The following is a 19,574-nucleotide window of genomic DNA, read 5'->3' as shown; positions in this document are numbered from 1 at the left end:
GGACAGCTGTCCTGTCCGTACGGGACGCGCGGCGTCGTGAAGGTCAGCAGATGCGCGGGAGCGGGTCGCCGACCAGCAGGTCCACGATCCTGGTGCCGCCGGAGGCGGTCTTGAGCAGCACCATCCCCGGCGGCCCCGCCTCGACCGTGCCCACCACGGCGGCGCCCTCGCTCACCGGATGCCGCCGCAGGGCCCGGACCGCGGCCGCCGCGTGGTCCCCGTCGACCACGGCCACGAACCTGCCCTCGCAGGCCACGTACAGCGGGTCCAGGCCGAGCAGCTCGCAGGCCCCGCTCACGACCGGCCGCACCGGGATCGCCCGCTCGCCGGCCGTCACCGCCAGCCCCGCGCCGACGGCGATCTCGTTCAGGATCGTCGCGACCCCGCCCCTGGTGGCGTCGCGCATCATCCGCACCGGGACCGCGTCGAGGAGGGCGGCGACGGCCTCGTGCACGGGCGCGGTGTCGGAGGTCAGGTCCGCCTCGATGTCCAGCTCGCCACGGGCGATCATGACGGTGACGCCGTGCTCGCCGACCGGACCGGACACGATCACCGCGTCCCCGGGCCGCACCCGGGACTCGCCCAGCGTGACCGGCCGTTCCAGGGCGCCGATCCCGGACGTGGTCACGTAGCAGCCGTCGGCCTTGCCGCGCTGGACCACCTTGGTGTCGCCGGTCACCACCCGCACGCCGGCCCGCTCGGCGGCGGCCGCCATCGAGGCGGTGATCCGGCGCAGGTCGGCGACGGGGAACCCCTCTTCCAGGACGAACCCCGCCGACAGGTACATCGGCCGCGCCCCGCAGACCGCCAGGTCGTTGACCGTCCCGTTCACGGCCAGGTCGCCGATGTCGCCGCCCGGGAAGAACAGCGGCGAGACCACGTACGCGTCGGTCGTGAAGACCAGCCGGCCGGTGCCCAGGTCGAGCGTGGCGCCGTCGTCGAGCCGCTGGAGCGCGGGGTTGGCGAAGGCGTCGACGAAGACGGCCTGGATCAGCGTGCGCGAAGCCTTGCCGCCCGCGCCGTGCGCCATGGTCACCCGCTCCTCGGTGACCTTCGGCTTGCGGCGGCGGGCGCGTTCGATGCGTTCCAGCACCTGTTCCTCGCGGGACAGCGGCTCCTGCCCGACCGCGGCCTCCGCCAAGGCCCGTTCCGCCCACTCCGCAGTGTTCATGGCCTCACTTCGTGAGGCTGCTCGGTCGCTCAAACCCGTCGCCTTCCCTCGTCGCTCTGGTCGCTGCGCTCCCGCCGCTCCTCAGTCCAGGCGACGGCGCGACCTCGCGGCGCCGGGTGAAGCGGCCGAAGTTGTAGTAGGCCGCGCAGGCGCCTTCCGAGGAGACCATGCAGGTGCCGATGGGCGTCTCGGGCGTGCAGGCGGTGCCGAAGACCTTGCACTCCCACGGCTTCAGCACGCCTTTCAGCACCTCGCCGCACTGGCACGCCTTCGGGTCGGCCACCCGGACCCCCGGCACCGGGAAGCGCCGCTCGGCGTCGTAGGCCGCGTACGACTCGCGCATCCGCAGCGCCGAGTTGGCGATGAACCCCAGCCCGCGCCATTCGAAGTGCGGCCGCAGCTCCATCACCCGCGAGATCGCCGACAGCGCCCTGGGGTTGCCGTCCCACGGCACCACCCGGGTGTACTGGTTCTCCACCTCGGCCCGGCCCTCGGCGAGCTGCCGCAGCAGCATGTGGACCGACTGCAGGACGTCCAGCGGCTCGAACCCGGCGCACACCAGCGGCTTGCCGTAGTCGCCGGCGATGAAGGAGTAGGGCCGGCAGCCGATGACGGTGGAGACGTGACCGGGCCCGATGAAGCCGTCGAGCCGCATGTCGGGCGAGTCCAGGATCGCCTTGATCGCCGGGAGGATCGTCACGTGGTTGCAGAAGACCGCGAAGTTCCCGATGCCCTCGGCCTCGGCCCGCAGCACGGTCATCGCCGTCGACGGCGCGGTGGTCTCGAACCCGATGGCCATGAAGACGACCGTGCGGTCGGGGTTCTGCCGGGCGATCTTGAGCGCGTCCAGCGGCGAGTACACCATGCGGATGTCCGCCCCCGCGGCCTTGGCGTCGAGGAACGACCCGCGGCCCCCGGGCACCCGCATCATGTCGCCGAAGGACGTCATGATGACGCCCGGCTCGTGGGCGATGGCGATGGCGTCGTCGATGCGGCCCATCGGGATGACGCAGACCGGGCAGCCGGGGCCGTGCACCAGCGAGACCGTCTCCGGCAGGTGGTCCTCCAGCCCGTGCTTGTAGATCGTGTGGGTGTGGCCGCCGCACACCTCCATGAACGTGTAGTGCCGGCCGGGCTCGCACAGGTCCCGGATCCGCGCCGCGAGCTGCCGGGCCTGGCCCGCGTCGCGGTACTCATCGACGAACCGCAATGCCCTGCCTTTCAGGTGATGTCCGATTCGGCGAGCGCTTCGAGCTCGTCGGTGTACGCCTGTCCCAGACCGCGCAGGAGCGCGAGCGTGGCCGCCGCCTCCTGCTCGTCGATCTTTGACATGGCGAAGCCGACGTGCACCAGCACCCAGTCGCCTGGACGGATCCCGTCCTGGCTGACCAGTCCGACGTTGATGGCCCGCCGGACGCCCGCGACCTCGACCTTGGCGAGTTCGGGCTGTCCGGGGATGAGTTCGACGATCTCGCCGGGGATGCCCAGGCACATCGGCCGCCCCGCTCCTTCCCGTTCACATTCGTGTCATCTTGATGTATCGCTTCACGGCGGGCAGTTCCCGCCAGAACATGGCGACGAGCGCGGCCCCGGTGAACAGGGCCAGCAGTTTGCCTGAAAGCCGCATGTCGGCTTGCACCTCCTCTCGATCTAGCTCGGCGACAGGTTCGGCATGATCGGCAGGATCGGGTTCTCCTTGCCGGGCCGCACGCCCGTGGAGCGGCGCGCGTCCGCCGTGTCGTCCTCGTTGTGGCCCACCTGGTGCTTGTGCGCGCGCTTCTGGTTGCCCTGCCGCACGCCCTTGACGTGCGACGGCGTGTCGGGCGCCACGTCGGGCTTGCCCACGCGGATCTGTCCCATGTCGTCCTCCTCCTCATCTGCCGAGTTCGGCGAAGAAAGCTGCGATCCGATCCCAGAGCCGCTGCCCACCGGACATGCCCGTCCATTCCTGGCGGACCAGGGCGACGAGCCGGTGACAGTCGTCGATGGGTACGAGCCAGCGCTCGTCCATGCCGCGCACGATCGCGACCAGGAAGGCCTCCACCGACGTCCGCATCGACTCCAGCTCCCCGTACCGGCCGACGAGCCGTTCCCACGCGGCGGTGTCCACCTCCCAGCGGGTGGCGCCCACCGGGCTCGGATAGTTGGCCAGGACCGTGCCGTCGGCCCGGCGTACGAAGAACGCCAGGCCCACCGGCACGCCCAGCTCGGACGGCGGCGGGCCGGTGAGGCGGATCCGCCGGTTCGGCACCAGCCGGAAGCGCCCGAGGCCGCCCTCGCCGCCCTCGCCCCGCTCGAACAGCAGCGCGCAGGCGCGGCAGGCGCACAGCACCTGCTCCTTCCGCTCCTCCAGCAGGTGGGCGTGCTCGCCCTGCAGCGGCTCGCCGCACAGCTCGCACGGCTCGGCGGCCCGCCGGCGCCGGGCGACCGGCCGGTTGACGACCCGGCCGAGCGCGCCGTTGGTCACGCTGTGCGTCACGGGGCCGCCCTCGACGTGGCGGGCCGCCGCGCCAGCGTGTCGAGCGGGATGAACGCCGTGCCGGGATCGCTCGCGGGCGGCTGGCCCGTGGGCACCCCGTGCAGCGCGAACAGGTGCGCCAGCAGGACGTCCCCGGCCGCCGCGGGGCCGAACCCGGGGTACGCGGCGGCGCGGTCCATGACGCGGGCCAGCGCCTCCCCGTACACCTCGGCGAGCGTGGCGACCGCGTCGAGCGCCAGCTCCGCCGTCGGCCCCGAGGTCGTCTCCAGCTCGTTCAGTATCTCTTCCAGCAGCTCCAGGCGCCCGGCGACGGCGCGCTCGTCCAGCCGCGGCCGGTCAGTCATGGCCGCCCCCGAACATGGGCGAGTGCACTTTTCGCAGCGTGCGGCCCTTGCCGAGATACATGTGCACGCCGCAGGGCAGGCACGGGTCGAAGCTGCGGACCGCGCGCATGATGTCGACGCCCTTGAAGTTCTCGGGCCCGTTCTCCTCGAAGATGGGCATGTCCTGCACGGCGTCCTCGTACGGTCCCGGCGTGCCGAAGCGGTCGCGCGGGCTGCCGTTCCACGGGGTGGGCGGGTACGGGTGATAGTTGGCGATCTTGCCTTTCTCGATGACGAGATGGTGCGACAGCACGCCGCGCACCGCCTCGTGGAAGCCGACGCCGATCGCCTGCTCCGGCACGTCGAAGTCCTGGAACACCTTGGTGTCGCCGCCGCGCACGCGCTCCAGCGCCCGCTCGACGAAGTACACCGCCATGGCGGCCGCGTATGCCACGAAGTACACCCGGGCCCGGTTGCGCTCGATGGCGTTGGACCACTGCGGGATCCGCCACTCCAGCGTCGTCTCCGGCAGCGAGTTGCCCTTCGGCAGGTGGATCTGCACGCTGGAGCCGGTCGACTTCACGTACGGGGTGTCCACGAGGCCGGCCAACGCGGTGGTGTAGAGCCGCGCGAACGCGCCGCCGCCGGTGTCCAGCGGCAGGTGGTCGCCGGTGCGCGGGTCCAGCCAGCGCGGGCTCATCACCCAGCTGTAGTTGCCCTCGAAGTCCCGCTTCTGCGGGGCGGGCAGCGTGGTCTGGTTCCACGGGTGGCGCATGTCCACCGGGTTGCCGAGCGGGTCGTGGGTGACGAACGGCTTCTCGTTCACCCAGTCGTCGTAGTAGGAGCTGCCGAGCAGGATGCGGATGCCGAGGTTGATGTCGACCAGGTTGGTGGTGATCAGCTCGCCGTCGACGACGATGCCGGGGGTGACGTACATCGCCTTGCCCCACTCGTTCATCGTCTCGTAGCGGTAGTCGACGACCTCGGGGTCCTGGAACGCGCCCCAGCAGCCCAGCAGCACCCGGCGGCGGCCGACCTCCTCGTAGCCGGGCAGCGCCTCGTAGAAGAAGTCGAAAACGTCGTCGTTGAGCGCGACGGCCTTCTTGACGAAGTCGATGATGCTCATCAGCCGCGACAGGTAGTCGGTGAAGACCGTCGGCGACGGCATCGTGCCGACGCCACCCGGATACACCGTCGACGGGTGCACGTGCCTGCCCTCCATCAGGCAGAACATCTCCCGGGTGACGCGGCTGACGACCAGCGCCTCCTTGTAGATGTCGCCCTCGAACGGGTTGAACGCCCGCATGATGTCGGCGATCGTGCGCTTGCCGTGGATGGCGGCGTTCGGCGCGTCGGTGGTCTCGGCCCGGCTCAGCACGCTCGGGTTGGTGCCCTTGACCATCGCCTCGCAGAAGTCGACGAACACCAGGTTGTCCTGGAAGAGCGTGTGGTCGAACATGTACTCGGCGGCCTCGCCGAGATTCATGATCCACTCGGCGAGTTTCGGGGTCTTGATCCCGTACGCCATGTTCTGCGCGTAGACCGAGCACGTCGTGTGGTTGTCGCCGCAGATGCCGCAGATGCGGCTGGTGATGAAGCCGGCGTCGCGCGGATCCTTGCCCTTCATGAACACGGAGTAGCCGCGGAACAGCGAGGACGTGCTGTGGCACTCCACCACGCGCTGGTTCTCAAAGTCGATCTTGGTGTAGATGCCGAGGTTGCCGATGATGCGGGTGATCGGGTCCCACGACATCTCGACGAGCTGGCCCGGCTTGGGCGTGACTCTTTCCTGCTGTTCGATGGCCATCCGCCGTACTCCCTCTCTCTTCGCGTGTCGGCGGTCTCTACGGACGCCAGCGCGGGTCGTAGCCGCTGGTCAGCGCCTCGCGGTTGTGCCGCCACCGGGGTTCCCTGTTGGCGGTGTGGTTGGTGATGCCGCGCATCCGGCGGATGAACGCGCCGTACGGCTTGATCAGCGTCGAGGACAGGTTGCCGCCGGGCGGCATGTCCATGAAGGGCATGAACTTGTCCGGGAAGCCGGGCATGGTGCAGGCGATGCAGATGCCGCCCACGTTCGGGCAGCCGCCGATCCCGGCCATCCACCCGCGCTTGGGCACGTTGCAGTTCACCACCGGGCCCCAGCAGCCCACCTTCACCTGGCACTTCGGGGAGTTGTAGTCACCGGCGAAGTCGCCCTGCTCGTAGTACGCGCCCCGGTCGCAGCCCTCGTGGACCGTCTTGCCGAACAGCCACTGCGGGCGCAGCATCTCGTCCAGCGGAGGCGGCGGCGCGCTGCCGGCCGCGTGGTAGAGCACCCAGGTCAGGGTCTCCATGAAGTTGTCCGGCTGGACGGGGCAGCCCGGCACGTTGACGATCGGCAGCCCGCCGGTCGACCGGAAGTCCCAGCCGAGGTAGTCGGCCAGGCCCATGCAGCCGGTCGGGTTGCCGGCCATCGCGTGGATGCCGCCGTAGGTCGCGCAGGTGCCGATGGCGACGACCGCCCAGGCCCTGGGGGCGAGCCGGTCGATCCAGGTGTTCACGGTCATCGGGTCGCCGGTCGCCGGGTCGTTGCCCAGCGACGTCCAGTAGCCGTCGCCGTTGATGTTCTCGTTGGGGACCGAGCCCTCGATGACGAGCATGAACGGCTCCAGCTCGCCGCGGGCGGCGGCCCTGAACGGGGCCAGGTAGTCCTCGCCGCCGAGGCTGGGCGAGAGCACCTTGTTGTGCAGGTGGACCTTGGGCAGGCCGGGGATGACGCCGCCGACCACGTCCTCGATCGCGGGCTGGGTCGCGGCGGTGATCGAGACGGTGTCGCCGTCGCAGCTCATGCCCTCGGATATCCACAGGATGTGCATCTCGTCGTAGCCGGCGGCCTGGCCGCTCCGCTCGTGCGTCTGCGTCATCACGGCACCTCGCTGGTGAGCACGTCCGACTGGTAGGTGATCGACTCGACGACGACCCCGGTGTCGCCGGCGACCTCGACGTCGACGCCGCCGCAGCGCGGGCAGGCGACGAGCACGAGCGCGCTGGCCGCGGGCGTCCTGGCGCCGCAGTCGTGGCAGCTCATCGTCGGCGGCGCGGCGACCAGTTCGAGCTGCGCGTCCTCGGCGGCGGTCCCGGCAGCGGCCACCCGGAAGCCCTGGTCGACGACCGCCGGGTCCACCGCGTGCCCGGTGACGGCGGCACGGACGCGTACCGCGGCCACCCGCCGTCCCTCGGCGCGGAGCAGAACCGCCCGGACGATCTCGTCGCACATCCCTGTCTCATGCATCAGCGCGTTCCTTGTCTTGTCGGGTCGCCTCTGGTCGGGCGGCCTCGTCGCGGGCCAGCGCCGTCACCGCGGCGACCGCGCCGTCCACGGCTGCGGCGACGGGCTCGGACAGGCCCATCACCTCGTCGATCACCTGCGGCCGGCAGCCCACCAGGAGCACCCGGCCGACGCCGCCGCCCAGCTTGCGGAGCAGGTCGAGGACGGCCTGCGGGTGCATGCCGTGCCCGTCCACAGGCGGCGGGGCGTCCGGGGCCGGCTCGTCGTCGATCTCCAGGACGGCCACGGTGCCCGGCGGGCCCTCGACCTCGACCGCGTCCACCATGATCAGCGTGTCGTACGTGCCGCCCAGCAGTTCGTAGGCCAGGTGGACGCCTCGGATGCCGTAGTCGGCCACCACCACGGAGCCGGGCAGGGCCGCCGGGTCCATCCGCCTGACCACCTCGACGCCGAAGCCGTCGTCGCCGAGGAACACGTTGCCGATCCCGGCCACCAGCACCCGCTTCATCCCGGCACCCCCTGGTCCAGCGGCTCGGTCTCGTCGGGGGCGAAGTAGCGGTACCGCCCGTACCACTGGTTCAGCTCGGCCGCCGGGTCGTCCTCCAGGGTCACGGCGAAGTGGCGGCTGCCGTCCACGTCGAGCAGCACCGCCTCCACCAGGGCCGTCCTGCCGTCGAGGAACATGTCCTGCGGGTCGGTGCCGCGCAACCGGGGTCGCAGCCGCACCCTGCTGCCCTTGCGCACCGGGACCCCGCCCACCTCGACGCAGTCCGTCTCCGGCCGCACCGAGGCATCCGCCTCCGGATCCCACCAGGGCACCTGCGACTCCACCCCGGTTCCCTCGGGACGCGGGTCGCGGGTGGTGCCGTGCAGGCGGGCCAGGTCGTCCGGGGTCATCGACTCGACGCGGTCCAGGATGGCGGCGGCCCGCGGGTCGGTGGCGCGCGCCTCCTGCTTCTCGGCGTCGGTGAGCGTCAGCGTGCGCAGCGACAGGATCTCGTCGATCTCCGCCGCGTCGTGCAGGTCCCCAGGGCTCTCCGGCGCGACCCGCGGGTTGTCGTAGAGCAGGATGGGCGACGACAGCATCACCTGGTCGCCGCTCAGCACGGGGTACGTGTGCGCGTTCGCGCAGTCGCGGGCCGCGATCTCCGCCCAGGCCGGGGGTTCCAGCAGCGAGACGAACCGGCCGCCGGGCACGGCGAGGAGCGTGTGGCAGGCGATCAGCGCGTGCCGGAGCGCCTCGTCCCTGGAGGCCTCCGGCGACGGCTCCCGGCCGACGTTCTCAACCCGTACACACAACTTGAACAGCGGCACGGGCTCCTGGCCGCCGTGCTCGTCGCGTACGGGCGTGTGGAGGTCCGGGGGCGCGCAGGCCGTCAGGGACATGGTGGCGCGCGCGAGCAGGGGCCACTCGCGCCACCGCGTCCGCCCGGCCGAGCCGGGCAGCGGGGTGATCGTCTCGAAGCCGGGCACCCGCAGGTCGAGCCGCTTCGGCCCGGACAGCAGGTCCGCGACGGACGCCGTGAGGTCGAACTCGCGGGGCACGGCCTCGTCGAAGGTCAGCGCGTCCCCGACCCGGTCGGCGGCGCGGTGGCCGCCGTCCGGCAGCAGCTCTTCAGGGGTACGGCGGCGCAGGTGCAGGAAGCGGAGCCGGCAGTGCACCAGGGCGTCGGCGGGCCCGGTGAGCAGGCACTCGGTCCGCTGCCACCACGACTCGGCGGAGCCCGCCACCCCGCCGCCGTCCAGCCCGTGCGCCCTGGCCCACGGCTCCGGCAGCAGCACGCCGAACTGCCACCGGATTCGGTTCTTCGGAGAGGAACGGCGATAGGGGTACAGCAGGTAGCCCTCGTACAGGACGGAGTCCGCGACCGCCAGCGCCGCCCGGAAACCGGGCGCGGCGTCGATGCCGTTCGCGTCCACGGAGGGTGGCCCCTTCCTGTCCCTGGTCATACGTGACTCTTCTGGTATTGCCACGCCGTCTCAGGACAAGTAGGTGGATCGCTCCCCTAGGTGCCGTCCTCACTTAGCGGTTCTTGATGATTCATCCGAGGGGAAATCGGACTTTCTCCGACGTAAGCCCGCTTCGTCCCAACAGGATTTGCCCGCCGCTTTGCCGCACGGTCGCGCGCCCGGTGCGGCGGGCGACAGGGATCCCCAACCGACTAATTTGCTGCCAAAACGGCACTTATCGGTAAAGATCGTCAAATGACGCTTGAGGTGCCTCACGGGGGCGGCATGACGTTCAGCGTTCTCGGGCCCGTACGGGTGCGCGGCGGCGGCGCGGTGAGCGCCCTCGGCCGGTCACAGCGCCGCGGCCTGCTCGGCTTCCTGCTGATCAACGCGAACAAGGTCGTCACCATGGAGACGGTGATCGACGCGCTGTGGGGCGGCGCGCCACCGCCTTCGGCCCGCGCCCAGATCTACTCGGGGATCCACGCCATCCGCCGCGAGTTACGCGCCCTCGGCCTCGACGAGGTGGCCTCCTCCCGGGGCGGCTACACGTTGCGGGCCGACGCCGCGACCCTGGATCTCGCCCTGTTCGAGGGGTACGTCCGGCAGGCCGGGGCGGGGCAGCCGCCCGAGCAGGTGGTCCGGTCGCTGCGCCGGGGACTGGCGCTCTGGAACGGCCCGGCGCTGAGCGACGCGTCCGGAGCCTATGTCGAGGCGGTCCGGGTCCATCTGGAGGAGACACGGCTCGGCTGTGTGGAGACGCTGATCGACGCCGAGCTCGCGCTCGGACGGCACGACCACGCGATCGGCGAGCTGCGGCGGCTGGTGGCGGAGCACCCGCTGCGGGAACGGCTGCACGCGCAGCTCATGCTCGCGCTCTACCGCGGTGGCCGCCGGATCGAGGCCCTCGACCTCTCCCGCGACCTGCGCCGCAGGCTGGTGGAGGAACACGGGCTCGACCCGGGCCAGGCGGTGACCGAGCTGGAGCAGGCCATCCTGCGCGCCGATCCCGGCCTCGCCCCGCCGCCGAACGGGTCCGTGACGGCCACACCCGGCGGCGCGCCCGCGCAGCTCCCTGCCGACACCACCGACTTCACCGGGCGGGATCGTGAGCTGGTCCAGGCGCTGTCCGCCCTGGCCGGCCCACGGGGGAGCGCGCCGCCGATCTGCGCGATCACCGGCCCGCCGGGGGTGGGCAAGACCGTCTTCGCCGTGCACGCGGCCCACCGGGTCCGCGAGAGCCACCCCGACGGCCAGCTCTTCGTGGACCTCCGGGGGGCTGACAGCAGGCCGGCCGAGCCGGACGAGGTGCTCGCCGCCTTCCTGCGCGCGCTGGGCGTCGACGGGAGGAGGATCCCGGAGGCCCGCGAGGAGCGGTCCGCGCTCTACCGGACCATGCTCGCGGGTCGGCGGGTGCTCGTGGTGCTCGACAACGTGACCGACGAGAGCCAGGTGAAGCCGCTCCTTCCCGGCGCGGGCACCTGCTCCGTACTCGTGACCAGCCGCAGGCGGCTGGCCGGACTCGGCGCGCCGACCACGGTGGAACTCCTCCCGTTCGACGGGGAGGAGTCGGTCGAGCTGCTGGGCCTGATCGCCGGGAGCGCACGTGTCGCGGCCGAGGACACGGAGGCCCGCGAGGTGGCGCGGCTCTGCGGCGGGCTGCCGCTCGCGCTGCGCATCGCCGGGTCGCGGCTCGCCGCGCGGCCCCACCGCCGCATCGCGGAGCTGGCCAGGCGGCTCGCCGACGAGCAGCGCCGTCTGGACGAGCTGTCCTACTCGGGGCTCGGCGTACGGGCCGGTCTCGATCTGGCCTACCAGGCGCTCGGCGAGGCGGAGCGCCGCCTGCTGCGACGGCTGGCCTTCCTCGACGTCCCCGAGGCCGGGCCGTGGCTGGCCGTCGCGGTCGGCGGCGAGCGGCCGGCCGACACGGAGGAGACGCTGGAGCGCCTGACGGACATCCACCTGCTGCGGGTGGCCGGCGTCGACGGCACGGGGCAGATCAGATACGGGATGCACGACCTGGTCCGCACCTACTGCCGGGAACGGATGGCGGAGGAGGAGACCGCGGACATGGCGGTGTCCGTGGTCTCGTCGGCCGCCAGGCACCTGCTCCGGCTCGCCGCCGAGGCCCGGAGCGCCGACCGGGGCCACGACTACTACGCCCGGCTCGCCGGGGAACTGGCCGTCGCCGTGGACGAGAGGACCGTACGGCACGCGGCGGAGCATGCGGTGAACTGGCTGGAGGCCGAGGCCGCCACCGTCCACGGCGTCCTGCGGCAGACGGAGGCCCATGGGCTCTTCGACGAGGGCTGGCGGATCGCCCTGATGGGAGGCTGGCTGTACGACATCCGGTGCTGGGCGGGCGAGTACCGGAAGATCCTGACGATCGCGTACCGGATGGCGGAGAAGTCCGGAGACCGCCGGGCCCAGGCCATCGTGCCGGCGCTCTCCGCGGAACTGGGGGTGCTCGCCGGCGCCCTGGACGAGGCCGCGCGGACGCTCGCGTCGTCCGAACGGATCTTCGCCGAGATCGGGGACGAGCACGGGCTGGCGGAGGTCTGGCGGATGCTCGTCACCCTGGAGCGCACGCGTGGCGAGCACACCGTCGCGCTGCGCCGCTGCGAGCGGATCCGCGAGACCTTCCGCGTCATGGAGGACCACTCGGGAGAGGCCCACACCCTGCGCTGCGTCGGGCAGATCCACCTCGTCGAGGGTCGCGTGCCCGAGGCGCTGCGGTATCTGGAGGAGGCCCTCCGCGTCGCGGGCAGGAGCCGCGGCGGCTGGAAGCGGCTCAACACCCTGTACTGGCTGGGCGAGGTCTACCTGAGGGTGGGACGCGCGGGGGAGGCCAGGGACGCGTTCCTCAAGGTCGCGGAGGCGGCCGACCGGGTGGGCGACTTCACGGGAGGCGCCTTCGCCCGGCTCGGCCTGGCCCACGTGGCCATCGAGGCGGGCGAGCGCCGGCAGGCCCGCACCCTGCTCGCGGCGGCGCTCGACCATGCCGAACGCTCCGAGCTGGCACTCGTGCTCTGCAAGATCGGCCTGGCGGTCGGCGAGGCCCTGGCGCGGCTGGGCGAGCTCGCGCGGGCGGGGGAGACGATCGAGCGCGTGCTGCCGGGGATCGACGGCCTGGCCTCCCCGCCGATGCGGGCCGAGGCCATGGCCCTGCTCGCACGGGTCCGCGAGGGCCGGCGTGTAGCTCGCGTATAGCTCCCGCATCAACCCGGCCTGGCAGAAAGGGAGACGAGGTCCGCCTCTCTGCCGGCGGGGGTCTACGAAGGGGAGGAGCGCCATGCGCGACATCATCTGGAACTGATCGGCCGGACGACCACGACTGGACATGGACAGGGGGTGTCTCCTATGCGCGATCTCATCTGGACCTGACCAGAACAGGCCGGCCCGGTGGGGCCGGACCGTGGTGACGACCTGATGGCGGCCGGCGGCGCTTTCCACGCGCCGTCGGCCGCCTCCGCGTGACGGGCGGCTGACAGGAGGCGGCGATGGAGAGCGGGGCCTTCCGCCACGCGTTCGCCGTCACGGAGTTCCGGGCGCTCTGGGGCGCGATGGCCGTCGTGCGCGCGGGGACGCAACTGGGCCGGGTGGCGCTGGCGGTGCTCGCCTACGAGCGCACCGGGTCCGCGGCGGTGACCGCGCTCGTGTACGCACTCACCCTGGTGCCGGCGCTGGTCGGCGGGCCGCTGCTGGGCGGGCTGGCGGACCGGTACCCCCGCCGGAGGCTGATCGCCGTCTGCGGCCTGGCGAGGGCCGGGCTGATCGCGCTGGTGGCCGTGCCGGGGATCCCGCTGCCGGTACTGTGCGCCCTGGTCTTCGCCTCGCAACTGCTCGAATCGCCGGCCGTGGCCGCCCAGATGGCGCTCACGCCCGACATCCTGCCCGAGGACGTCTACCAGGCGGGCATCGCGATCCAGCACCTCACCTCCCAGATCGTCAGCCTGGCCGGTTTCGCGGCGGGGGGCGTGCTGGTGGCGGCGGTGGGCACGAGCGGGTCGCTGACGCTCAACGCGGCGGCCTTCGCGCTGGCCGCGCTGATCGTGCTGCGCGGTGTCCGGCCGCACCCCACCGCGCGAACCGCGGGAGACGGCGAGGGGCGGCGCGGCGGCCCGCTGGAGGGACTGCGCCTGCTCGTCTCCGACCACCGGCTGCGCAGCCTGCTGGCGCTGGCCATGCTCGCCGGGTTCCAGGTGGTGCCGGAGGCGCTGGCCGCCCCCTACGCCGCCGGGACCGGCCAGGGCACCGCGATGGTGGGCCTGCTCATGGCCGCGATACCGGTGGGCAACGTGCTGGGCGTGTTCCTCTTCACCCGGTTCTGCTCCACGGAGGCGCGGCTGCGGCTGCTCGGACCGCTGGCGTGCGCCGCGAGCGCGCCGCTGGTGGCCTCGGCGCTGATCCCGGGCCCGGTCGCGGCGCTGGTCCTGTGGGCGCTCGTGGGGATGCTGGGCGCCTACCAGGTGACGGCGAACGCGGAGTTCGTCCGGATCGTCCCTACGGAGCGGAGGGGGCAGGTGCTGGGGATCGCCTCCGCCGCCCTGGTCGCCGCTCAGGGGTTGGGCATGATCGTGGGCGGCCTGCTGGCCACGCACCTGGGGGTGACGGGCGCGCTGGGTGTCGCGGGGGCGGCAGGGCTGGCCGCCGGAGTGCCGGCCGCCCTCGCCTGGCGGCGGGCCCGCGCCCGCGCCGGGGAGGTCGTCCCCGGGACGGCCGGGCCCAGCGTGGGATGAGAGCGGCGCCCCGCGATCAGGCGCCGTAGAGCCAGTCGACGTGCTTGTGGTCGCCGGGCTCGCGGCTCAGGAAGAGCTCGTTGCGCAGCAGCCGCGCCACGCCGTCGACGTGCCAGATGTCGCCCCAGACCCGCGCCGACGTCTGCACCCGGGCCGTCCGCTCGGTCCGTACGCGCTCGTACTCCTTGAGAGCGACCGGCCAGTCGCCGGAACTGGCGGCGGCCTGCGCCGCCAGGCAGTGCGCGTCCTCGATCGCCTGGCAGGCGCCCTGCGCGAGATACTGCAGCATCGGGTGGGCCGCGTCGCCGGTGAGCGCCATCCGGCCGTCGACCCAGTTCGGGACGGGCACGCGGTCGAACATCTTCCAGTGGCGGACCCGCCACAGCGACCTCAGCCCGTGCCGCACCTGCGGGCAGGCCCCGGCGAAGACCTCGTCGAGCTCCTCGGGGCCGCCGTACTCGGCCTCGCCCCGCAGGAATCCCGGCGACCGGAACACCGCGACCGTGTTGAACATCTCCCCGCCGCGCAGCGAGTACTGCACCAGATGGCAGCCGGGGCCGATGTAGGCGACCACGTCGGTGAGCGCGCGCTCGTCGGGCTCGGTCTCCAGCTCCTCGACCGGGAACGCGCCGCGGTAGGCGACGTAGCCGGAGTTGACCGGCTCGTCGTCGCTCAGCCGGGCGCGCAGCCGCGACCGCAGCCCGTCGGCGCCGATCGCCACGTCCGCCCGCTGGACGCCCGCCGCGCTGCGCACGACCGCCGTGTCCTGCGCGGTCTCGACGTCCGTGACCTCGCAGTTCGGGACCAGGTCCACGCCCGCCCGATCGCACGCGCGCTGGAGCACGCCGAGCAGGTCGCTGCGGTGGATCACCACGTACGGCCCGCCGTACCTGGCGACGAACTCCTCGCCGAGCGGCAGGTGGGTGAGCTCGCGGCCGTCGACCGCGTCCCTGAACACCAGGCGTCGCGGCAGCACCCCGAGCCCGATCACCTCGTCGAGCACGCCCCACTCGCGCAGGATCCTGGTGGCGTTCGGGGCGATCTGCAGACCGGCGCCGACCTCGGCGAACTCCGGCGCGCGCTCCAGGACGCGCACCCGCCGCCCGGACCGGGCCAGCGCGAGGGCGCTCGACAGCCCGCCGATGCCCCCGCCCACGACGATGACGTCCACATCCCTCTCGGACACGGTCATTCCCTTCTCACTAGAGCCAGCGGCCGAGTACGGGCGCCTCACCGGCGCGTCCGGTCAGCCAGGCGGCGAGGGCGGCGCCCTCACCGCCGGCGGCCCGCATGCGTACGACGTCGACGGCCAGCGCGGCGTTGAACCCGGCGGGCAGGTCGTCGAAGCCGAGGCCGGTGCCGAGGTCGACGGCGTGCACGGCCACCTCGCGGGCGCGCATCCACGGGATCTCGGTGGCGGGGACGGTCCGGCCCTGCGCCGTGACGACCTCGTTCGTCCATGCCCGCTCCGGCAGCGCGTCCAGGTCGGCGGCGAGGGCCGCCGCGGAGCCGCGCACCAGCGCGCGCAGCTCTTCGGCGGGGATTGCCGAGCCCGCCTCGATCTCCGCGTTCCGCTGCTCGGGGCTCGCGTACATCGGCGTCCTCTCGCCGGTGCGCGCCCAGTGCAGCAGGCGGCGCAGCGCCTCGGCGTTGTGGTGGACGTGCGCGACGACGTGGCGGCGGGACCAGCCGGGCAGGCCGGTCGCCGCGCCGAGGTCGTCGTCGGCGAGCCCGTCGACGGCGTCGAGGAAGAGGCCGGTGCAGTGGTCCATCCACTCCCGGATCTCGGTCATGACCTGCGCGCCCTGTTCTCGAGCCGGCCGATGCCCTCGATCTCGGTGACGAGCGTGCCGCCGTCGGCGAGGTAGCGCGGGGGCTTGCGGGCGTGGCCGACGCCGCCAGGGGTGCCGGTGGCGATGACGTCGCCGGGCCGCAACGTCATGATCGTGGAGACGTAGCGCACCAGCGCGACGGGGTCGAAGACCAGGTCGCCGGTGTTGGACTTCTGCACCTCCTCGCCGTCGACCGCGCCGCTGATCGCCAGCTCGGGGCGGACGCCGCCGGGCAGCTCGTCGGGGGTGACCAGCACCGGGCCGAGCGGGGTGGTGCCCTCGAACGTCTTGCCCTGGAGCCACTGGGCGGTGCGGTACTGCCAGTCGCGCATGGTGACGTCGTTCAGCACCGTGAAACCGGCGATCGCGGCGGCGGCCCGGCTCTCGTCGGCCCGCCGCACGGTCGCGCCGACGACCAGGGCCAGCTCGGCCTCCCAGTCGACGGCGTCGGACTCGGCGGGCAGCGCGATGTCGTCGTACGGGCCGATGAGCGCGTCGGCGTACTTGGCGAACAGCGTCGGGTGCTCGGGCAGCTCGCGGCCCATCTCCAGGATGTGGTTGCGGTAGTTCAGGCCGACGCAGACGATCTTCCCGGGGCTGGGCACCACCGGCGCGAGCCCGGCCGTGCCGGCGGCGTGCGCGGGCCCGTCGGCGGACTCGGCGAGCGAGCGCCAGTCGTCCCGCGCGAGCAGCTCGCCGACGTCGCCGAACCCGGTCTCGACGTACCGGTCGCCGTCGACGCGGACGGCGCGGGTGCCTTCGGCGGTGCGGATGGTGGCGAGTCTCATGCGTGCTTCCTCGGGTCGATCTGGACGCGGTGCTGGTGGAGCTTCTCGATGACGGGGGTGTCGCTGAACCGGAAGAGGTCGAGGCCATGCTCGGTCTCGACGGTCAGCGGCTGCCAGGACGGGACGACGAAGAGGTCGCCGCGCTCGACGTCCCAGCTCGCCGAACCCACGGTGACCCGGCCGAGACCGTCGAACACCTGGAAGACCGACGAGCCGACCTCCCGGCGGGTGGCGGTCCCGGTGCCGGGGGCGAGGCGGTGGAACTCGGCGCGGATGGTCGGCATGACGTCGCCGCCGGTGGTCGGGTTGGTGTAGCGGACCGCCGCGTGTCCCGGCTCGGTGGTGGCGGTGTAGCCCTCGGCTTCCAGCCTGAGCTGCTCGGACAGCGCCCGGTCGGTGTGCTCCCAGCGGTAGGCGAGCAGCGGGGTCGCCGGGGACGGGTCGAGCTGGGTAAGCGGACGCAGGCCGGGGTGCGCCCACAGCCGCTCCGAGCGCGACCGGTCGGGTGCCTCCCTGCTCTCCACCTCGTCCGGGCCGAACTCGAAGAACGTCGAGTCGGTGTAGTGCTGGAACGGGATGTCGAGGCCGTCGATCCAGGCCATCGGCTCGCTGCTGGTGTTGTGGTGGCCGTGCCAGTTCCAGCCCGCCTGCGGCAGGAAGTCGCCGCGCCGCATCGCGACCGGGTCGCCGTTCACCACGGTCCACACGCCCTCGCCCTCGACGACGAAGCGGAAGGCGTGCTGGGTGTGCCGGTGCACGGGGGCGTCCTCGCGCGGGTTCAGGTACTGGATCGCCGCCCACAGGGTCGGCGTCGCGAACGGGCGACCGCCCAGCCCGGGGTTGGCCAGCGCGATGGCGCGCCGCTCGCCGCCCCGGCCGACCGGGACGAGCGCGCCCGCCTTCGTGGCCATCGGGAGCAGCCGGTTCCAGCGCCACAGGTGCGGCACGGCGGCGGACACCGGCGCGTGCGGCATCAGGTCGCCGATCTCGGTCCAGAGCGGGACCAGCAGCTCGGACTCGAACTCGCGGTAGAGCCCGTCCAGCTCGGGAGTGCGGTCGGGCTGGTCGGGCGCGTCGCTCGCGACGATGCTGACGGGACTGGTGACGGTCATCGGTGTACGGCTCCTTGACAGATGCGCTGCAGTGACCGGTTACCATCCTGGTCTAGGTTCCTCCTGATGGAATAGGTTGTTCTGCTGTGAAGAATCGCCCGTCGTACGCGATCGAGTCGGTCGATCACGCGCTGCACCTGGCCACGCTGCTGCAGCAGGAGGGGCCGCTGCGGCTGAGCGACGTCGCCGAGCGGCTGGGCGTCTCGCGCTCCACCGCGCACCGCCTGCTGGCGATGCTCGTCTACCGCGACTTCGCCGAGCAGGACTCCGACCGGCGCTACCGGGCGGGGCCTGTCCTGCGGCCCGCGCCCGTCTCGGAAGCCCCGGTCACGCTGCTGCGCACGGTGGCCCGCCCGCACCTGGAGCGGATGGTCGCGCACGTGCGCGAGTCGGCGAACCTGGTGGTGCGCGCGGGCGCCGAGGTCCGCTTCGTCGACACCGTCGAGTGCGACAACGTGCTGCGGGTCGGCGACCGTACGGGGCGCTCGTTGCCGGCCCACCTGACCTCGGGCGGCAAGGCGATCCTGGCCCTGCTCCCGCCCGCCGAGCTGGCGCAGCTTTACGCGGACGAGGCCGAGCTGGCCCGCGTCCGGCGCGACCTGGCGGCGGTGCGCCGGCGCGGCGTCGCCATCAACGACCAGCGGACGGAGACGGGCCTGACGGCGGTGGGGGTGGCGCTGCGCGACGGATCGGGCCGTCCGTACGCGGCGATCTCGATCGCGCTGCCCACCGCGCGTTTCACCAGGGAGCGGCTGCCGGGCTGGATCAGCGCGCTCACCCTGACCGCGGCCGCGATCGAGGCCGACGCGATCTGACCGCTCAGGCGCGCACCGGCTCGTAGTGGAGCGCGAGGATCCCGCAGTCGAACGTCCGCGTGCCGGCCACGCGGAAGCGGTGGTAGGCGTCCGCAGGGAACACCGGCATGCCGGCCCCGATCGAGGTCGGGTTGACGAACAGGTGGAGCTCGTCGACGAGCCCGGCGGCGATCAGGCTCGACACGAGCGTGCCGCCCCCGTACACGATGAGGTCGCCGCCCGGCTCGGCCTTGAGCCCTTCGATGATCTCGGTCAGGTCGCCGCCTGCCACGGTGGCGTTCTCCCACGGCGACTCGGTGAGGCTGTTGGAGATGACGGTCTTGGGCGTGTCGTTCATCCAGTCGATCGACTCCTCGTCCTCGCCCTCGGGCCTGGACGCCCAGGCCGGGATGAAGCCTTCGGCGAGCTTGCGGCCGAGCACGATGCGGTCGACGGACTTGGTGAGCGCATTGATGTGGTCGCTGAGGTCGTCGGTCCAGGGGAACGTCAGCCAGTCCATCTCCCCCTGCGGGCCGGCCATGAAGCCGTCGACGGTCGTCTGGACCTGGAGCTTGAGCTTGCGCATGGATGAGTCCTTTCTGGTTCGCCGCTTCCGATGGTGGCGGAGCGTTCTTACGACCTTCTTACGCTCCTCTTCCTGGCTGAAAGTTTCAGGGGCCGTCGCAGGTCACCAGGGGGAGGGCGCCCGCCTGGTTGACGGCGGGCCGACGGCGTGGGATCAATCGCCCGGAAAGCGCTTACCTGAAGGGAGATGGTCGTGTTACCTCAACCTCGAAGGGCGGGCGGCTGGCGGCGTCTGCTGCTGAGCCTGGTCGCCCTGGCGACCGCCATGGCCGGCGCGGTCGCCGTCCAGCTGCCCGCGCGGGCGGCCAGCGTCGACACGAACGCCTGGTACGTGCTGGTCAACCGGCACAGCGGCAAGGCGCTCGACGTGTACGAGTTCGCCACCCATGACGGCGCGCCGATGGTGCAGTGGGCCCGCAACGACGGCAACCAGCAGCAGTGGCAGTTCGTCAGCTCCGGCGACGGCTACTACCGGCTCAAGTCCCGCCACAGCGGCAAGGTCCTGGACGTCTACGAATGGAACGCCAATGGCG

Annotated in this window: 21 protein-coding genes; 4 read left to right on the top strand and 17 right to left on the bottom strand. The window is 72.4% G+C overall.

The annotated features are described in order from the left end of the window. Positions 1 to 43: 43 nt before the first annotated feature. The 12 genes from hypE to ABD999_RS43050 are packed head-to-tail and all read right to left on the bottom strand — an operon-like array spanning position 44 to position 9,191. On the bottom strand, positions 44 to 1,171 hold the full coding sequence (hypE, locus tag ABD999_RS43100; protein WP_271278886.1) for a hydrogenase expression/formation protein HypE: 1,128 nt from the start codon (positions 1,169 to 1,171) through the stop codon (positions 44 to 46). A 4-nt stretch (positions 1,172 to 1,175) separates the two neighbouring features. Continuing rightward, positions 1,176 to 2,381, bottom strand: coding sequence for a hydrogenase formation protein HypD (gene hypD / locus ABD999_RS43095; RefSeq protein ID WP_271278887.1), 1,206 nt, complete (start codon positions 2,379 to 2,381; stop codon positions 1,176 to 1,178). 11 nt (positions 2,382 to 2,392) lie between these two features. Next, a complete protein-coding gene (locus ABD999_RS43090) occupies positions 2,393 to 2,665 on the bottom strand; it encodes a HypC/HybG/HupF family hydrogenase formation chaperone (protein WP_148035810.1) in 273 nt (90 codons plus the stop codon). A gap of 22 nt (positions 2,666 to 2,687) precedes the next feature. After that, complete coding sequence (locus tag ABD999_RS44070) at positions 2,688 to 2,798, bottom strand: DUF6893 family small protein (RefSeq protein WP_378525391.1); 111 nt, start codon at positions 2,796 to 2,798, stop codon at positions 2,688 to 2,690. Positions 2,799 to 2,821: 23 nt separating this feature from the next. Then, on the bottom strand, positions 2,822 to 3,031 hold the full coding sequence (locus ABD999_RS43085; RefSeq protein WP_271278888.1) for a hypothetical protein: 210 nt from the start codon (positions 3,029 to 3,031) through the stop codon (positions 2,822 to 2,824). A 13-nt stretch (positions 3,032 to 3,044) separates the two neighbouring features. Further along, positions 3,045 to 3,650: a DUF5947 family protein gene (locus tag ABD999_RS43080; protein ID WP_271278889.1), complete on the bottom strand. Its 606-nt coding sequence runs from the start codon at positions 3,648 to 3,650 to the stop codon at positions 3,045 to 3,047. Then, the gene (locus ABD999_RS43075; RefSeq protein ID WP_271278890.1) at positions 3,647 to 3,994 is read right to left on the bottom strand and encodes a hypothetical protein; all 348 of its coding nucleotides are present in this window, start codon (positions 3,992 to 3,994) and stop codon (positions 3,647 to 3,649) included. Before ABD999_RS43075 ends, ABD999_RS43080 begins: the two co-directional genes overlap by 4 nt. Beyond that, positions 3,987 to 5,780 (bottom strand): nickel-dependent hydrogenase large subunit, encoded by a 1,794-nt coding sequence (locus ABD999_RS43070; RefSeq protein ID WP_271278891.1) that lies wholly within the window; start codon positions 5,778 to 5,780, stop codon positions 3,987 to 3,989. Before ABD999_RS43070 ends, ABD999_RS43075 begins: the two co-directional genes overlap by 8 nt. Positions 5,781 to 5,817: 37 nt before the next feature. Then, on the bottom strand, positions 5,818 to 6,876 hold the full coding sequence (locus tag ABD999_RS43065; RefSeq protein ID WP_271278892.1) for an NADH-quinone oxidoreductase subunit B family protein: 1,059 nt from the start codon (positions 6,874 to 6,876) through the stop codon (positions 5,818 to 5,820). Continuing rightward, on the bottom strand, positions 6,876 to 7,244 hold the full coding sequence (locus ABD999_RS43060; RefSeq protein ID WP_271278893.1) for a hydrogenase/urease maturation nickel metallochaperone HypA: 369 nt from the start codon (positions 7,242 to 7,244) through the stop codon (positions 6,876 to 6,878). Before ABD999_RS43060 ends, ABD999_RS43065 begins: the two co-directional genes overlap by 1 nt. Then, a complete protein-coding gene (locus ABD999_RS43055) occupies positions 7,237 to 7,749 on the bottom strand; it encodes a hydrogenase maturation protease (protein WP_271278894.1) in 513 nt (170 codons plus the stop codon). Before ABD999_RS43055 ends, ABD999_RS43060 begins: the two co-directional genes overlap by 8 nt. Next, positions 7,746 to 9,191 (bottom strand): hypothetical protein, encoded by a 1,446-nt coding sequence (locus ABD999_RS43050; RefSeq protein WP_271278895.1) that lies wholly within the window; start codon positions 9,189 to 9,191, stop codon positions 7,746 to 7,748. The genes ABD999_RS43055 and ABD999_RS43050 overlap by 4 nt, the downstream gene beginning before the upstream one ends. A gap of 285 nt (positions 9,192 to 9,476) precedes the next feature. Here ABD999_RS43050 and ABD999_RS43045 point away from each other — a divergent pair, with 285 nt between their 5' ends. After that, on the top strand, positions 9,477 to 12,401 hold the full coding sequence (locus tag ABD999_RS43045; RefSeq protein ID WP_271278896.1) for an AfsR/SARP family transcriptional regulator: 2,925 nt from the start codon (positions 9,477 to 9,479) through the stop codon (positions 12,399 to 12,401). A 290-nt stretch (positions 12,402 to 12,691) separates the two neighbouring features. Then, entirely contained in the window at positions 12,692 to 13,930 is a 1,239-nt protein-coding gene (locus ABD999_RS43040) for an MFS transporter (protein WP_345483248.1), read from the top strand. Between the two features lie 16 nt (positions 13,931 to 13,946). Here ABD999_RS43040 and ABD999_RS43035 read toward each other — a convergent pair whose 3' ends face one another. The 4 genes from ABD999_RS43035 to ABD999_RS43020 are packed head-to-tail and all read right to left on the bottom strand — an operon-like array spanning position 13,947 to position 17,662. Beyond that, the gene (locus tag ABD999_RS43035) at positions 13,947 to 15,116 is read right to left on the bottom strand and encodes an FAD-dependent oxidoreductase (protein WP_378525390.1); all 1,170 of its coding nucleotides are present in this window, start codon (positions 15,114 to 15,116) and stop codon (positions 13,947 to 13,949) included. Between the two features lie 16 nt (positions 15,117 to 15,132). After that, positions 15,133 to 15,723: a maleylpyruvate isomerase family mycothiol-dependent enzyme gene (locus ABD999_RS43030; protein WP_222709242.1), complete on the bottom strand. Its 591-nt coding sequence runs from the start codon at positions 15,721 to 15,723 to the stop codon at positions 15,133 to 15,135. Beyond that, positions 15,720 to 16,550 carry a fumarylacetoacetate hydrolase family protein gene (locus ABD999_RS43025; RefSeq protein ID WP_271280406.1) on the bottom strand — a complete coding sequence of 277 codons (831 nt, stop codon included), beginning with the start codon at positions 16,548 to 16,550 and terminating at the stop codon, positions 15,720 to 15,722. The genes ABD999_RS43030 and ABD999_RS43025 overlap by 4 nt, the downstream gene beginning before the upstream one ends. Beyond that, positions 16,547 to 17,662 carry a cupin domain-containing protein gene (locus tag ABD999_RS43020; protein ID WP_148035800.1) on the bottom strand — a complete coding sequence of 372 codons (1,116 nt, stop codon included), beginning with the start codon at positions 17,660 to 17,662 and terminating at the stop codon, positions 16,547 to 16,549. Before ABD999_RS43020 ends, ABD999_RS43025 begins: the two co-directional genes overlap by 4 nt. A gap of 86 nt (positions 17,663 to 17,748) precedes the next feature. Here ABD999_RS43020 and ABD999_RS43015 point away from each other — a divergent pair, with 86 nt between their 5' ends. Further along, positions 17,749 to 18,477, top strand: a complete 729-nt coding sequence (locus ABD999_RS43015) for an IclR family transcriptional regulator (protein WP_271280405.1) — start codon at positions 17,749 to 17,751, stop codon at positions 18,475 to 18,477. 4 nt (positions 18,478 to 18,481) lie between these two features. Here ABD999_RS43015 and ABD999_RS43010 read toward each other — a convergent pair whose 3' ends face one another. After that, a complete protein-coding gene (locus ABD999_RS43010) occupies positions 18,482 to 19,042 on the bottom strand; it encodes a dihydrofolate reductase family protein (protein ID WP_219551609.1) in 561 nt (186 codons plus the stop codon). 192 nt (positions 19,043 to 19,234) lie between these two features. Here ABD999_RS43010 and ABD999_RS43005 point away from each other — a divergent pair. Next, on the top strand, positions 19,235 to 19,574 hold a 340-nt coding region (locus ABD999_RS43005; protein WP_345483246.1), incomplete at its 3' end, for an RICIN domain-containing protein.

Source organism: Nonomuraea ferruginea, assembly GCF_039540635.1.
Lineage (GTDB): Bacteria > Actinomycetota > Actinomycetes > Streptosporangiales > Streptosporangiaceae > Nonomuraea > Nonomuraea ferruginea.
This window is presented reverse-complemented; position numbering and strand designations above follow the sequence as displayed.

Excerpts from the sequence above, each read along its gene's own strand:
- hypE (WP_271278886.1), bottom strand. The coding sequence starts at position 1,171 with ATGAACACTGCGGAGTGGGCGGAACGGGCCTTGGCGGAGGCCGCGGTC.
- ABD999_RS43090 (WP_148035810.1), bottom strand. The coding sequence starts at position 2,665 with ATGTGCCTGGGCATCCCCGGCGAGATCGTCGAACTCATCCCCGGACAG.
- ABD999_RS44070 (WP_378525391.1), bottom strand. The coding sequence starts at position 2,798 with ATGCGGCTTTCAGGCAAACTGCTGGCCCTGTTCACCGGGGCCGCGCTC.
- ABD999_RS43085 (WP_271278888.1), bottom strand. The coding sequence starts at position 3,031 with ATGGGACAGATCCGCGTGGGCAAGCCCGACGTGGCGCCCGACACGCCG.
- ABD999_RS43075 (WP_271278890.1), bottom strand. The coding sequence starts at position 3,994 with ATGACTGACCGGCCGCGGCTGGACGAGCGCGCCGTCGCCGGGCGCCTG.
- ABD999_RS43070 (WP_271278891.1), bottom strand. The coding sequence starts at position 5,780 with ATGGCCATCGAACAGCAGGAAAGAGTCACGCCCAAGCCGGGCCAGCTC.
- ABD999_RS43065 (WP_271278892.1), bottom strand. The coding sequence starts at position 6,876 with ATGACGCAGACGCACGAGCGGAGCGGCCAGGCCGCCGGCTACGACGAG.
- ABD999_RS43060 (WP_271278893.1), bottom strand. The coding sequence starts at position 7,244 with ATGCATGAGACAGGGATGTGCGACGAGATCGTCCGGGCGGTTCTGCTC.
- ABD999_RS43055 (WP_271278894.1), bottom strand. The coding sequence starts at position 7,749 with ATGAAGCGGGTGCTGGTGGCCGGGATCGGCAACGTGTTCCTCGGCGAC.
- ABD999_RS43050 (WP_271278895.1), bottom strand. The coding sequence starts at position 9,191 with ATGACCAGGGACAGGAAGGGGCCACCCTCCGTGGACGCGAACGGCATC.
- ABD999_RS43045 (WP_271278896.1), top strand. The coding sequence starts at position 9,477 with ATGACGTTCAGCGTTCTCGGGCCCGTACGGGTGCGCGGCGGCGGCGCG.
- ABD999_RS43040 (WP_345483248.1), top strand. The coding sequence starts at position 12,692 with ATGGAGAGCGGGGCCTTCCGCCACGCGTTCGCCGTCACGGAGTTCCGG.
- ABD999_RS43030 (WP_222709242.1), bottom strand. The coding sequence starts at position 15,723 with ATGACCGAGATCCGGGAGTGGATGGACCACTGCACCGGCCTCTTCCTC.
- ABD999_RS43025 (WP_271280406.1), bottom strand. The coding sequence starts at position 16,550 with ATGAGACTCGCCACCATCCGCACCGCCGAAGGCACCCGCGCCGTCCGC.
- ABD999_RS43020 (WP_148035800.1), bottom strand. The coding sequence starts at position 17,662 with ATGACCGTCACCAGTCCCGTCAGCATCGTCGCGAGCGACGCGCCCGAC.
- ABD999_RS43010 (WP_219551609.1), bottom strand. The coding sequence starts at position 19,042 with ATGCGCAAGCTCAAGCTCCAGGTCCAGACGACCGTCGACGGCTTCATG.